At 35.6% G+C, this 14,495-nt stretch carries 14 protein-coding genes; 9 read left to right on the top strand and 5 right to left on the bottom strand.

Translation table 11 applies throughout. From position 1 onward, the window contains the following. Positions 1–258: 258 nt before the first annotated feature. From MJQ71_RS17815 to MJQ71_RS17800, 4 genes are all read left to right on the top strand, one after another. Positions 259–1,200 (top strand): hypothetical protein, encoded by a 942-nt coding sequence (locus MJQ71_RS17815; RefSeq protein WP_238808190.1) that lies wholly within the window; start codon positions 259–261, stop codon positions 1,198–1,200. A 285-nt stretch (positions 1,201–1,485) separates the two neighbouring features. Further along, entirely contained in the window at positions 1,486–1,776 is a 291-nt protein-coding gene (locus MJQ71_RS17810; RefSeq protein ID WP_238808189.1) for a YciI family protein, read from the top strand. Positions 1,777–1,784: 8 nt separating this feature from the next. Beyond that, a complete protein-coding gene (locus MJQ71_RS17805; RefSeq protein ID WP_238808188.1) occupies positions 1,785–2,234 on the top strand; it encodes a GNAT family N-acetyltransferase in 450 nt (149 codons plus the stop codon). Between the two features lie 12 nt (positions 2,235–2,246). Continuing rightward, positions 2,247–2,876, top strand: coding sequence for a LysE family translocator (locus MJQ71_RS17800; protein WP_238808187.1), 630 nt, complete (start codon positions 2,247–2,249; stop codon positions 2,874–2,876). Here the strand turns inward: MJQ71_RS17800 and MJQ71_RS17795 are convergent, their stop codons facing one another. After that, on the bottom strand, positions 2,877–3,965 hold the full coding sequence (locus tag MJQ71_RS17795; protein WP_238808186.1) for a glycosyltransferase family 4 protein: 1,089 nt from the start codon (positions 3,963–3,965) through the stop codon (positions 2,877–2,879). Between the two features lie 139 nt (positions 3,966–4,104). Here MJQ71_RS17795 and MJQ71_RS17790 point away from each other — a divergent pair, with 139 nt between their 5' ends. From MJQ71_RS17790 to MJQ71_RS17780, 3 genes are all read left to right on the top strand, one after another. Then, positions 4,105–5,337: a M16 family metallopeptidase gene (locus MJQ71_RS17790; RefSeq protein WP_238808184.1), complete on the top strand. Its 1,233-nt coding sequence runs from the start codon at positions 4,105–4,107 to the stop codon at positions 5,335–5,337. Between the two features lie 143 nt (positions 5,338–5,480). Continuing rightward, positions 5,481–6,563 (top strand): aminotransferase class V-fold PLP-dependent enzyme, encoded by a 1,083-nt coding sequence (locus MJQ71_RS17785; protein ID WP_238808182.1) that lies wholly within the window; start codon positions 5,481–5,483, stop codon positions 6,561–6,563. A gap of 154 nt (positions 6,564–6,717) precedes the next feature. Continuing rightward, positions 6,718–8,061 carry a DEAD/DEAH box helicase gene (locus MJQ71_RS17780; RefSeq protein WP_238808180.1) on the top strand — a complete coding sequence of 448 codons (1,344 nt, stop codon included), beginning with the start codon at positions 6,718–6,720 and terminating at the stop codon, positions 8,059–8,061. Positions 8,062–8,103: 42 nt separating this feature from the next. Here MJQ71_RS17780 and MJQ71_RS17775 read toward each other — a convergent pair whose 3' ends face one another. From MJQ71_RS17775 to MJQ71_RS17765, 3 genes are all read right to left on the bottom strand, one after another. Further along, complete coding sequence (locus MJQ71_RS17775) at positions 8,104–8,775, bottom strand: pseudouridine synthase (protein WP_238808179.1); 672 nt, start codon at positions 8,773–8,775, stop codon at positions 8,104–8,106. Between the two features lie 9 nt (positions 8,776–8,784). Continuing rightward, positions 8,785–9,063, bottom strand: coding sequence for a DUF1456 family protein (locus MJQ71_RS17770; RefSeq protein ID WP_238808177.1), 279 nt, complete (start codon positions 9,061–9,063; stop codon positions 8,785–8,787). Between the two features lie 106 nt (positions 9,064–9,169). Beyond that, on the bottom strand, positions 9,170–10,726 hold the full coding sequence (locus MJQ71_RS17765; RefSeq protein WP_238808175.1) for an NFACT RNA binding domain-containing protein: 1,557 nt from the start codon (positions 10,724–10,726) through the stop codon (positions 9,170–9,172). A gap of 122 nt (positions 10,727–10,848) precedes the next feature. Here MJQ71_RS17765 and MJQ71_RS17760 point away from each other — a divergent pair, with 122 nt between their 5' ends. Beyond that, on the top strand, positions 10,849–12,327 hold the full coding sequence (locus MJQ71_RS17760) for a xylulokinase (protein WP_238808173.1): 1,479 nt from the start codon (positions 10,849–10,851) through the stop codon (positions 12,325–12,327). Between the two features lie 87 nt (positions 12,328–12,414). Here MJQ71_RS17760 and MJQ71_RS17755 read toward each other — a convergent pair whose 3' ends face one another. Then, a complete protein-coding gene (locus MJQ71_RS17755) occupies positions 12,415–12,990 on the bottom strand; it encodes a thymidine kinase (protein WP_238808171.1) in 576 nt (191 codons plus the stop codon). Positions 12,991–13,154: 164 nt separating this feature from the next. Here MJQ71_RS17755 and MJQ71_RS17750 point away from each other — a divergent pair, with 164 nt between their 5' ends. Next, positions 13,155–14,414 carry a DUF8457 domain-containing protein gene (locus MJQ71_RS17750; protein WP_238808169.1) on the top strand — a complete coding sequence of 420 codons (1,260 nt, stop codon included), beginning with the start codon at positions 13,155–13,157 and terminating at the stop codon, positions 14,412–14,414. The last annotated feature ends 81 nt before the right edge of the window (positions 14,415–14,495 follow it).

Below are 14,495 nucleotides of genomic sequence, written 5' to 3'. Positions count from 1 at the left end.
TTTTTCACAAAAATAGAGTCATTTTTTTAAAAGCGAAAGGGTTTTCTCAGCTAAAATATTATACGATAAAATCTCTCCGATTAATCTTGAGTGAAAAAGTTTTTATTTTTTCTTTTAAACCTTGTGCAACCTTTTTTGTCAAACCCAGCGTCATTAATCTCAAAATAACCATAATTTCAAATCCTTACTGTTCTATTTCTATGAAAAGATGTGTACACAATAATTATTCTGTATTACTCTTAAACTAAAAAAACCGAAATGAAAACCAATTTTTTCAAAATTGTAACATTAAGTATCGCTCTTGGGATCGCAGTTGTTTCTTGCGATAAAAATGACACAAATGTAACTTCTAGTAATCAAGCCGCAAACGTAGTTTCTGACAATCAAACGGTAAACGAACAATCAGAATCAGCGTATCAATTGGCCGATGATGCCACATTTTTGCCTTTTGGTGGTAGAAACTTCCGTGAAACTGGCGAAACACTTGATAAAGGTGGAAACGGACATTTCCCGATGCTAGGATTGGGATGGGACAAACCTTGGAAAGGAAAAGATGGCAATTGTGCTACTGTTACAAAAACAGTTACAAATAATGTAATTTCTATCGTTTATGACTTCACTGCGGTTGCTGGTGGCGTATGCGGAGATAAAGAAGTAGGCGGAAAAATGACCATTACGATGCCTGTTAAACCTGATTCTACTTTTTCGGGAACATTGGTTAGAACAGTTACTTATGATAATTTAAAGCGTGATTCACTTACAGTCAATGGCACACATACCATCACTACAACAGTTGTAAATGGTAAAGCAACTGCCAGCGAAAAATTGGCTACTATTACAGTTTTGAATTCAAATACAAACAAAACGATTACTTATACGAGTTCACGCATCAGAAGTATTGATAATAAAGGAACTTCCGACCGTAGCGATGACGAGTCGTCAGTAACAGGCTCAACAACTGGAAAATCAAGCGATGGAACTTCGTTTTCTAGCAATATTACGAAAGCATTGGTATCAAAAAACACTTGTTCAAAGGGTTTCCCAGTGAGCGGAACGGAAGAAATTATAACAGCTGCTGGTGTTAAAACCATAGTAGATTATGGCGATGGCACTTGTGATTTAAAATATACTGAAACTACCGACGGTGTAACAGTTGAAAAAGAAAGAAAGAGAGGAAAAGGTGGTAAAGGCAGCAAATAAAATCAAAGGCCTGTTATCATATAAAAAGCTAGATAATAGCTAAACTGAATGTTAATTTTTCAATTTTTCTCGGAAATAATAGAAAAAGGTTAGTAACACGTTTATTTCGTCGGAAAGCGTTGCCAAAGTTTTGGCAACGCTTTTTTTATTTATTAAAAACCGCTTAGACTAAAAATATCTAATGAAGTCACATTTTTTAAAAAATAAATAAATTTAAAATAATCAGCTAATCAAAAGAATATAAAAAACTGTTTTCTTTGCATTATTACAATAAAAACAAATCTTATGAAACAATACGTAGTAGTTGCTCAAGATGGCAAAGATGAAGCAGCACTTGATCGCAGAATGTCAGCTCGACCAGAGCATTTGGCTGGAGCAAAAGCATTAAAAGCCAATAATAATTTTATAGTTGGTGGAGCAATGCTTGACGATAACGAAAAAATGATTGGCTCAGTGATGATTCTGCAATTTGAAAACGACGAAAAAATGCAAGAATGGTATGATAATGAGCCTTATATTAAAGAAGGAGTTTGGAAATTTGTCGAAGTAATGCCATTTAGAGTAGCAAATATCTAATAATATTGATGGTAAAAACTATCCGAACTACAAGCGAAAATCCAGATTTTGCTCCTTTGGTGGCATTGTTAGATGCTCATTTATGGGAGCAATATCCTGAAACTCAAGCCGAATATGACACTTATAATGTAATCGACAAAAATAATACAGTTGTAATTGCTTATATCGAGCATCAAGCCGTTGGCTGTGGGTGTTTTAAAAAATTGGATACTGAAACCGCCGAAATCAAGCGAATGTTTGTCAAACCAGAAAGTCGTGGATTGGGCATTGCTCCTTTGATTTTGAGTGAATTAGAAAAATGGGCCGCTGAATTGGGCTTCAAAGCTTTAGTGCTGGAAACGCTTTATAAACAAGCTTCTGCCATTGCTTTGTACCAAAAACAAGGCTTCCAAATCATCCAAAACTATGGCCCATATATTGGTTTGGATAAAAGTATTTGCATGAAAAAAGAGATTTAAAATATCAAACAAATGCCTGATTTTCAACAATTTACTCTCTTTGTTTTAGCAGCTTTAATGCTTAATATCACACCAGGAAACGACATGGTTTTTGTTATTTCTAGAAGTTTAAGTTATGGCACAAAAGCGGGCATTTTCGCTGCATTTGGTATCGGTTTGGGTTGTTTTGTGCATATTTTTGCTTCTGTTGTAGGGCTTTCAGTAATTATTCGACAGTCAGAAATTTTGTTTAATATCATTCGATATGCAGGAGCGGCTTATCTGATTTATATTGGTTTTAGAAGTTTTATAGAAAAACCTTCGACGATGATTTTTAGTCAAAATAAAAGTGATACAAAAACGAATCTCAAAACCCTGCAACAAGGAGCAATAACAAACGTTTTAAATCCAAAAGTGTCGCTTTTTTTCTTGGCTTTTTTACCTCAGTTTATCAATAACCATTCAGCAGATATTACTAATCAAATCCTTTTTTTAGGACTTTGGTTTAATTTTTCGGGAACAGTTGTCAATATTCTGATTGCTTTACTTTTCAGTAAAATCGTTGCTAAACTCAGCAATTTCCAACAATTCTGGAAAATCCAAAACAAAATCTCAGGAGCAGTTTTGATTGGTTTAGGCTTACAAATTGCATTGAAAAACTAATTATATTGCTTTATAAAGTTCTACTAATTGTCCCGCAATTCGTTCAGCCGAAAACTGTTTGATATGTTCTTTTCCTTTCAAAATCAATTTATTTCTCAAAGATTCATTACTCAAAACTTGTTGTATTTTACTTGCTAAATCACTCACATTCAACGGATTAGCATACAACGCACCGTTTCCGCCAGCCTCTTCCAAACATGAGCCAGTAGCTGCTACAACCGAAACACCACTGTGCAAAGCTTCAACGATCGGAATGCCAAAACCTTCAAAAAAAGAAGGATAAACACACAATGAAGCACCTTGGTACAAAGCAGGCAAATCTGCCGAAGGAACACCAAATAAAAATTTTACGCCTTCAGGGGATTCTTTCGCTATTTCTTCCGCATATTTCGATTTTCCTCCAACCAGCACCAACTCATACTCTTTCAGATTTAAGGATAAAAAAGCTTCAATAAAGCGTTTTTGATTTTTTCTTTCACTGAATGAAGACACACAAATCAAGTACGGTTTTTTGAGTAAATATTTATATTTTGTTTCATTAATCAATTGACTATCAAGCTTCTGATGAAATATTGACTGGCAATCTTGATAAATTATTTTGATGCGTTCCGACGGAATTTTGTAGAATTCCATAATATCATCTTTCGTTTGTTGGCTTATTGCCACAATTGCATCAGCATTTTCGCAAGCATACCGAAACTTTTTTTGATAAAAGAATCTATCAATCGCAGGATATAACTCTGGATAACGCAAAAAAATCAAATCATGAATTGTCACTACTGATTTTACACCCGATTGCTGAATTCTGTAAGGGATTTCGTTACTTAACCCGTGATAAATCCTAATCTTATCTCTTCTCAAATCATCATTAATGAGCCAACTACGCCATAATCCACCGCCAATCAGCGATGTTGGCGTTTTAATTGGTAAACGTAAACTATTGTTTTCAGACTTTGGCGGTTTTGGCGTATATGCCAAAAATTCGTTTTCGGGGGCATATTTTAGCAAGGCTTCAATAATAAACCTGCTGTAATTGCCTAAACCAGTTTGGTTATTAAAAGCCCTTTTTGCATCAAATCCTATTCGCATTGAACTATCTTTTGCTTAATTTTGTCAATAAATATTAGACTATCATTATTTGGCTATATGCTTTATGCGGTACAATTTATGCCTTAAATCAATAAATAAAGCCTAAAACCCTACCACAAGAGCCTATTGCGAGGAGTTTATGACCGAATATCAAATACATACATTGCCCAACGGCATCCGAATTGCTCACCGACAAGTGCCTTATACGCAAGTCGTTCATTGCGGACTCATGCTTGATATGGGTAGCCGTGACGAAAAACCGAATCAACTTGGCCTTGCTCACTTTTGGGAACACATGGCGTTCAAAGGTACGAAAAAGCGGAAATCTTACCATATTATTAATAGATTAGAGTCTGTTGGTGGCGAATTAAACGCCTATACAACCAAAGAAAAGATATGTTTCTACGCATCCGTTCTTGACGCTCACTTCGAGAAATCAGTAGAATTATTGGCTGATATTACCTTCGATTCGGTTTTTCCTGAAAACCAAATTGAGAAAGAACGAGGCGTAATTTTGGAAGAAATGTCGATGTATCAAGATTCGCCTGAAGATGCTTTGCAAGATGATTTTGATGAAATTGTATTTGCAAATCACCAACTAGGAGCGAATATTTTGGGCACTCAAGAAAGCGTTAAAGGCTTTACTCGCAAGGAGTTACAAGATTTTATTGCCGAAAATATGGACACTGAAAAAATTGTCATGTCAATCGTTGGCAATATTCCTTTTAACAAAGCCATAAAAATTGCAGAAAAATATTTGAAAGATATTCCTGCAAAAAAATCTGATTTGAAGCGAATTCCGCCGAATGATTATCAAGCACAAAGAATCACGATTCCGAAAAAAATCACACAAGCTCATTGTGCCATCGGCCGCCCTTCTTATGCCATGCTAGACGAGCGACGTTTGCCATTTTTTATGCTCATTAATCTTTTTGGCGGGCCAGGCATGAATTCTCGCCTTAACATGACTTTGCGAGAAAAATATGGATTGGTTTACGGCATTGACGCTACTTATTCGCCATTTACAGATACTGGTTTTTTAGGTATTTATTTCGCAACCGATAAATCAAATCTTGAAAAAGCCAATGCGTTGATTTTGAAGGAAATGCAAATTTTGAAAGAAAAACCACTTGGAAAACTACAATTACACACTGTCAAGGAGCAATTAATGGGACAATTGGCCATGTCAGAAGAAAGTAATCAGAGTTTTATGTTGATGATGGCAAAAAGTATTTTGGACGTTGGAAAAGTAGAATCACTCGAAAATATTTTCTCCGAAATAAAAAGTATTGAAGCGGCTGAGCTTCAAGAGATTACGCACGATATGTTTGACGAATCACAATTGAGTTATCTTACATTTTTGCCCGAATAAATTTTGATGATTGAATTAGGAAATGACTTAACATTATAATAACTATTCAAGAAAGAATTATATTTTTTAAAGCATTTATAACAATCAAGATAACGCTTTCGCTGACTTTTTTTAATTTTGAATTCTCCGAAACAAAACAATTCATGAAAAACATTTATTTCACTGCCGGCCCCGCTGAGTTGAATCCAAAATTTGAAGATTTTATGCGTCAAGCAATTGACGAGCAAATCGGTTCAATTTCACATCGAAGCGGACAATTTCGTAAAATTTATCAACATTGCGTTGAAAATCTACGTATATTAATGAATATTCCTGAATCATCGGGTATTTTCTTTACAGGTTCGGCATCGGAAGTTTGGGAACGAATTCTATTAAATTTGGTCGAACACGAAAGTTTTCACTTAGTAAATGGTTCTTTTTCAGACAAGTTTTATAAATACGCCGTTTCAGCACAAAAGTTTGCTCATAAATTTGAGAAACCGATTGGCGAAGGTTTCAGTTACGGAGAAATTGAAGTTCCCGAATACGCCGAACTTATCTGTGTAACCCAAAACGAAACTAGCACAGGCGTGCAAATGCGTGAAGCAGATATTCATAAACTCAAACGCAGCAACCAAAAGCGTTTGATGGCAGTTGATATGGTTTCTTCAGCTCCAATTCCTGAATTAGACCTAGAGTTGATTGATACTGCTTTCTTTTCAGTACAAAAAGCCTTTGGTTTACCAGCAGGTTTGGGCGTTTGGATTGCCAACGAAAAGTGCCTAGAAAAAGCAAAAAGATTGTCGAAATATGAAGGTTTAACTATCGGAGCTCATCATAATTTGCCCGTACTTTGGAAAAATTATGAAACATACGAAACGCCTGCTACACCAAATGTTTTGGGAATATATTTACTCGGAAAAGTTGCCGAAGAAATGAATAAAACAGGCATCGACAATATCAGAAAGGAAACGGACGAAAAAGCCAAGAAGATTTATAAGTATCTCGAAACTAGCAGTTTATGTAGCATTGCGGTAAAAAATCCTGAGCATCGTTCAAAAACAGTTGTTGTAGCCGATACCAAAAAATCATCAAAGGCAATTATTGAAACTTTGAAAACCAAAAACATGATTGTTGGAAGCGGTTACGGCCCAAATAAAGATACTCAAATCAGAATTTCTAATTTTCCATCCAACACAATGGAACAAATTGATATGCTTTTGAAAGAATTGAAAAAAATGGAATAATTCAAGCATATAAAAGTAGCTATCATTAACATATTCCTTATTTACTGCCAAAATAGCATTACCTTTGTAGGCTATTTTTAGCATAAATAAGGAATTTTTGTTATTACTCATTGATAAAAAGTAGTAATACCGTCAAATTTCGACTAATAAAATTATGACTTTCGACGAATTAAATCTCAATAAACCGCTCCTCAACGCCCTCGAATATTTGGGTTATACGACTCCAACTACCATTCAGCAAAAAGTTTTTTCGGTAGTAATGTCGGGCAAAGATGTATGTGGAATCGCTCAAACGGGTACAGGAAAAACCTTTGCTTATTTGCTGCCAAGTTTGCGACAATACCAATTTTCAAAAGAAAAAAATCCGCAGATATTAATCATCGTTCCCACGCGTGAGCTGGTTGTACAGGTAGTGGAATCTATCCAAAAACTCACTACTTACATGAGTGTGGTTACGGTTGGGGTCTATGGCGGTGTAAATATCAAGCCACAAATTCTTGAAATTTCAAATGGCGTAGATGTGTTAGTAGCTACTCCTGGGCGACTGATCGACTTGCTTACAAGCGGTTTTATTAAAACAAAAGCCCTCAAACGCCTAGTTATTGATGAAGTTGATGAAATGTTAAATTTGGGTTTTAGGGTTCAACTCAAAAACATTCTCGACTTACTGCCTACAAAAAGACAAAATTTACTCTTTTCGGCTACGATTACTGATGAAGTTGAACAATTGATTCAAACTTACTTCAACGAGCCAGTCAGGATTGAAGCCGCCCCAGCTGGTTCGCCTTTAGATAATATTTCGCAAACGCTTTACAATGTTCCGAATTTTTATACGAAAGTAAATTTGCTCGAGCTGCTTCTTATTGAAGATGAAAGCATGAGTAAAGTTCTGATTTTTGCTGCAACCAAAGAATTAGCTGACCAACTTTATGACCAATTAGCCAAAAAATATGGCGAAAAAGTAGGCGTTATTCACTCAAATAAGGCACAAAATAATCGTTTCAATACCGTTCGACAATTTCAAGCTGGCACTTGCAAGATGTTGATTGCAACCGATATTATTGCACGTGGAATTGATATTATTGAAGTTTCACACGTTATCAATTTTGATGTTCCCGAAATTCCCGAAAACTACGTACATCGTATTGGTCGAACGGGTAGAGTTGATAAAAAAGGTGTTTCAATCACTTTTGTCACCGAAAAAGAGAAAGAAAACCTAGCAAATATTGAGGAATTGATGAAATATACTATTCCTGTGTTGGATTTACCCGAAAACCTTACGATTTCAGAAAAACTCACCGAAGCCGAAATGCCACAGGTGAAAATGAAGAATATCTTGGTGAAAGTACCGAAAAAAGAGGCAGTTGGACCAGCTTTTCACGAAAAACTAGAAAAAAATCAAAAAGTGAATGTCCGTAGAAATATCAAAGAAGAAAAGATGTTAAAGTATGGACGACCAATAAAAAAAGTTGGAAACAAACCCAAAGGAAGAAATTAAAAATCTTACGCTATCAGCAGAATGGATTTCTGCTGATAGTAATCAAAACTTTGTTAAAACCTCATATTCTCCCGATTTCAAATCGCCTAGTTTTACATTTCCAATGCGGATACGTTTGAGGCTCAAAACTTCATAATTGAGTTTGTAACACATTCGCCGAATTTGCCGATTGAGTCCTTGAATCAACGTAATTTTAAAAGAATAATCATCTATTTTAGTGATTTTACTAGGAAGTGTTTTTTTACCCATAATCGTAATTCCGCTCGACATATTTTCCAAAAAAACTTCCGAAATCTCTTTATCTACCTTTACAATATAGTCTTTTTCGGTTTTATTCTCATTGCGAAGAATCTTGTCATAAACAGTTCCATCGTTGGTCAACAGCAATAAACCTTCCGATTCTTTATCAAGCCGTCCTACTGGAAAAACGTCATATTCAAAAGGTAAAATATCTTTTAAATTATCTAAAATTTCAGTATTTAGTGTCGTTTCGATGCCACGAGGCTTGTAAAATGCTATATAAATCAACTTCTTAGCTTCCTGCAAAATCTTTCCTTGATACCTTACTTCATCAGTTTGGGTGAGTTCACAATTTGATTTTATCGAAATACCATTTACAAAAATACTTCCCGAAAAAATCAAATTTAACGCCTCTTTATTAGAAATCTGAAGTCTAACAACCAATAAATATTGCAAGCGATTTCTGAAAGTCATGCCTGCAAATTACTTATTAGATTTCGGTTCTTGCGAAATAATATTCTTAATTATCGAAGGTTTTTTATCTTCTTTCGGGCCACGCAAATGAATGATGAGTCCATCCAAAAAATTTCTAAGAATTTGGTCCCCACAAGGTTTAAAACTTGGATGTTCTTTATCTCTAAAAAACGCTCCAATTTCAGCTTTCGAAGCATTAAAATTGGATAATTTTAAAATTTCTACAATTTGGTCATCTCGCAATTGCAAGGCAACTCTCAATTTTTTTAAAATATCGTTGTTTGACATCTTGACTATTTTTGTTTATAAAGGTCGGAATAATATTAGATTTTGAGCAAAAAGACACGTAATTGATACAAAGATACGCCGAAATTACTATTGTTTCATTCATCACTTATGATAGTAATTTTGGCTCAATCATCACTACTTCTTCTTTTTCTACGATTACCTGTCCATCGGCAAAACCTTTGGGTTTTCTTACAAATTTCTTTGGTGTTACAATTACGGGAGCAAGCGTTTCGTTGCGGCGTTTGGAAAAATAAGCTGCTAATGATGCCGCTGCTTCAATCACCGCATTTGGAAATTTTTTTCCTGCTTTATATTTCACCACCACATGCGAACCCGTCGCATCACGGGCGTGTAACCAAAGGTCTTCTTTATAGGCATATTGTTGTGTAAGTAAATCGTTATTTTTAGAGTTTTTTCCGACCAAAATTTCAAAACCTTCTACTTCAAAACGTTTAAATAACTCTCGATAAGACTGTATTTTTAGTTTTGTATTCGGAGCTAAACCATTGGCTTTCAAATAACTACGTAAGTTTTTAAGATTTTCAGCAGCTTCTATATTTTCGATATGGCCATTGATTATTGCTAACAATTGTTCTCTACTTTCGATATTTTCAACAATTTTTTCTAGTTCAATCTTTTCATTTTTCGATTTTCGGTAAAAATTTTCGGCATTTTTTTGGGGTGAAAGGTCCGACCGAAGTTTGATTGAAATAGTGGTATTTCGATAAAAATCAAACAATTCTACTCGCTCAGCACGTTCTTCGATTTGGTGTAAATTTGCCATCAAAATATGACCAATTTCTTCATTCTTCACCTCCGAATCAAGCGACTCCATCCGTTGATAAGAATTCTGCAAATAAACCTCTGTTTGTTTTTTTTCTTTGGTCAATCTTCGCAGCACCTCAACTTTTTCATCGTCGAGCGTATTTACCTTATTATAGGCAATATAGAACGCATTCATTGCCTCAATTGGCTGCTCAAATTCTTGAATAATTTCGCCAACAGGCAGTAAAGAAAGATGCAATTGATGCTCCCATCTCACTAAATAATAATGAGGATTTTCTAATTGCTCAACTATCTTTTGAGTTGCTTCCCAAGTGGTAGAACCTACGTTGAGTTGAGCATTTACAACTTTCCCGAATGTTGGGAATAGTTTACGAAAATCTTTTCCTTCGCTCAAAAAACGCTCATAAGACTGGTCAATTGTTCGGTCTAATTGATTGATTATCAGATTTTTATCACTAACTATTCTGTTATGAAAAAGTTCTATTACAACTTGATTGTGAAATAAAATAATATTCGAGCGAGTACCATACATTTTGAAAACAATGGAAAAATTCTGTTCAAAATCAATAGCAAAACAGCGTTCATTCTGAAATTGACGAACGTCAGTAACCTCCAAATCCATTAGTTGTTCAAATAAATCAACACTATTTCGTCTGGCACGCTCAAATTTATCAGTAAAATATAAAGCCGAAAAGTCAGGCAAAATAACCGCTTTGATGTAAAACTCTTTATAATTGCGATTTTTGCCACGAGCTGCCGCAAATCCAAACACCAATTCGTCTTTTTCTTGGCTAAAACATTCCATCAACTTCAAACCTAAAATCTTGGTTTCGACTTGTTTTGTAAGCTGACGAAGAAAATAATAATTATTCTGCACGAGTTCATTTTAATATTGAATACAAATTACGGTATTTTGTGGGGAAGAACCAATTCGGTGCTTCAGCTCGACTTTGCACCAATAAAAAATAATTGTAACTTTGACAATTAAAACCCTCAATCATGTTATTACTCGGCATAGACATTGGCACTTCTTCAATCAAGGCATCGGTTGTAGATGCTGATACACAAACATTTATCGCTTCGGCTCAGTATCCTGACATTGAGGCGAGCATTTCTTCTCCACATGCAGGATGGGCAGAACAAGACCCAGAAATGTGGTGGAACAACACCATCGAAGCCATCAAAAGAGTCAATGCTTCGGGTAAATTTGACCCAAAAGAAATCGGTGCGATTGGTATCGCCTATCAAATGCACGGCTTGGTGATGGTCGATAAAAACAAAAAAGTGCTTCGTCCGTCGATTATTTGGTGCGATAGCCGTGCCGTTGAAATTGGATCAAAAGCTTTTTCTGACATCGGTGAAAACATTTGTTTGAATCATTTACTCAATTCGCCAGGTAATTTTACCGCTTCAAAATTAGCTTGGGTAAAAGCTAACGAACCGCATATTTATGAGCAATGTGACAAAATCATGCTTCCTGGTGATTACATTGCGATGATGCTTACAGATGCGATAACGACTTCAAATTCGGGTCTTTCTGAAGGTATTTTTTGGGATTTCCAAACCAATGAAGTTTCTGTTGATGTGATGGATTATTATGGTTTTGATGACGATTTAATTCCTGAAATAAAGCCAGTTTTTAGTAATCATGGCGAAGTAACAAGTGAAATTGCTAGTCTTTTAGGCATAAAAGCTGGAACACCCGTAACATATAAAGCAGGCGACCAACCAAACAATGCTCTTTCTTTGGATGTTTTAAACCCTGGTGAAATTGCGGCTACAGCTGGTACTTCGGGTGTGGTTTATGCGGTGAGTGACCAAGTTTCTTACGACCCTAAATCTCGTATCAATTCATTTGCACATGTAAACCATCAGTTAAATGGTGATTCTCGTATTGGAATTTTACTTTGCATCAATGGAACGGGAATTTTAAACCGTTGGGTAAAAGAAAATTTTGGTGAAAATTTGAGCTACGCTGACATGAATCAATTAGCAACTCAAGCTCCAATCGGAAGTAATGGACTTTTGGTAATGCCGTTTGGAAATGGTGCTGAACGAATGCTCAATAACCGAATTTTAGGAGCGTCGTTCCAAAATCTTGATTTTAATATTCATTCAAGAAATCATATTTTCCGTGCAGCCCAAGAAGGAATTGCATTTTCGTTGCAATATGGATTTGAAATCATGCAAGCTAATGGTGTTCAACCAAAAGTAATTCGTGCAGGATATGCAAACATGTTTTTGAGTGATATTTTCAGCAATGCTTTGGTCAATGTAACCAATACTCCTGTTGAATTATACGACACAGACGGAGCGAAAGGAGCTGCACTCGGAGCAGGTTTTGGTGTAGGATTTTATAATTCTCCAAAAGAAGCAATGAGCAAATTAACCAAACTAAAAGTAATCGAGCCAAACACTTCACAAGTGGCTGATTATCAAGTAGTTTATGAGAAGTGGAAAAAGATTTTAGAAGCCTAAAACCAACAGTTTCACTCATAAAAAGGCATCTAAAAGAACAAAATATTGTACTTCTAGATGCCTTTTTTAATCAATATAAATCATCTTTTATCCTGCAATAAAACACTTACGGCAGCGAGCTTCATACGTATCGGATTCTCCGAGCATAACTTGCTGCTCATTTGGTACTTTTCTGTATGAATAATGAGCAATATCGCCACAAACTACACAAATTGCATGTACTTTGGTTACATACTCGGCAATAGCCATCAAAGCTGGCATTGGTCCGAAAGGCACACCTTTTGAATCCATATCCAAACCAGCAATAATGACTCTTTTCCCATTTTCAGCCAATTTATTAGCCACTTCCACAATTCCTGCGTCAAAGAACTGAGCTTCGTCAATACCTACTACTTCACAATCAGAAGTCATTAGTAAAATTTCATCGGAAGCATTGACTGGAGTAGAACGAATAGAAGTCTGGTTATGCGAAACAATATCAATATCGTGGTAACGCACATCAATCGAAGGTTTGAAAATTTCTACTTGTTGCTTTGCAATTTTTGCTCGATTAAGCCGACGAATCAATTCTTCCGTTTTTCCCGAAAACATTGACCCACACACTACCTCTATCCAGCCAGTTTTTTGCCCTTGTCCCCTTCCTCTTTTTGGTTCGATAAACATTATTTTATTATTTTTTTCGTTCTAGTAAAAACTGGCAACAAAGTTGCGTTAGTTTTGCAGTAGTAATTAGGGCTTATTTTTTAAGATATTTTTCTAAAATTTACCTATCTAATTCCTGAAAAATAGCCAACCGCTAATAAAATACAAAAAAAACGAATTTACTAATGTCGAACAAATTGAATTTGTCCGCTGTCGAAAGGTACAGTAAGGCGTATGCAGCAAAGGTATGTGATGATTTTTTCGCCGTAAACAGTAGTATTACGGGGAAGCAAATTCTTTCTTTAAGTACAATCCAACAAGTAAACATGCTGACTATCAAAGCTTTATTTGAGAAATGGCAAGCTGATACGCAACGTCTTCGAAGTCCATATTTTGATTTTAGTGCCAATGAAGTTCAAACGGCTCTAAAAACTTTTATGAATACGGTTTCTCAACATATTTCCGTAAAAAGAGAGCATTTTGAGCCACTTTTTATTGATTCGGTGGGTGAAACCCTAGTTTTGATTCTCGAACCGCAAACCTTTTATAAAGAATTGATGAGAGATTTGCCAAGCTTTAAATTTAGTCAAGAAAATATCAAACCGCTCACAAAATATATTTTGATTAATAAAGATTTTTTGCCAAAAATAGCTCAAAAACTGAATGGTCAAGAATTTGTTTTTGCGAACCAAGCTATGCTTTGGCTTGATGAAACACCGCTTGCCGCAGAAAGTCCAGATAATTATTTGGCTCAATTTGGCGAAATAGTTGCGATTCCTGAAGAATTATTATCTACCAAAACACAAGAACAAGCAACTGATTCAAATAAATCTTTCTTTGATTTTGAAATGCCCGCTCAAACGCCACAGCGTAGAGTTGAGGCACCACAGCCACCACCGAAAGTTGAACCTGTTGTGGAGCGTATCGTGGAAGTTACACCGCCAATAATTGAAAAAACTTTCGAGCCAACACCAGTGATTGAAAAACCCGTCGAGGTAATTCCAGTTGTACAAAAACCAGAGCCAATGCCTGTTTACGAGCAGAAAGTTGAAGCACTTGCTCCTAAAATTTCTGAAGCAATAGCAGAAAAAAATGCTCCGAAAGACCCTGAAAATATCAGACTTAATGAAAAGCTAGCGAGCGAACAAAAGTCTGTAAATGACCAGGCACAATCGAGCAAAACTGTTTTGGATTTTCATCAAAATTCACGAATTGAAGGTATTACTGGAGTAATTTCGTTGAATCAACGCTTTTTATTTACAAATAACCTTTTTGGTGGTAATATTCAGGCATTTTCGCACGCCCTCGAAGAACTCGAACTTTGTAAAGATTTTGGCGAAGCAAAAGAGTTAATTCTGAAAAAGTACGTTCCACGCTATTTATGGGACATTACTGGTGCAGAAGCCGAAGAATTTATTGACATTGTAAAACGTAGATTTAATTGATATAAAACTTGAGTTTTAGCAAAAAGGAGAAGGTCAGCCGACCTTCTCCTTTTTTATTTGCCATTTTCATAATAATTCACC

It is taken from the genome of Emticicia aquatica (genome assembly GCF_923079645.1).
Lineage (GTDB): Bacteria > Bacteroidota > Bacteroidia > Cytophagales > Spirosomataceae > Emticicia > Emticicia aquatica.
Note: the sequence above shows the minus strand (reverse complement) of the source record. Positions and strands in the feature narration are given on the sequence as shown.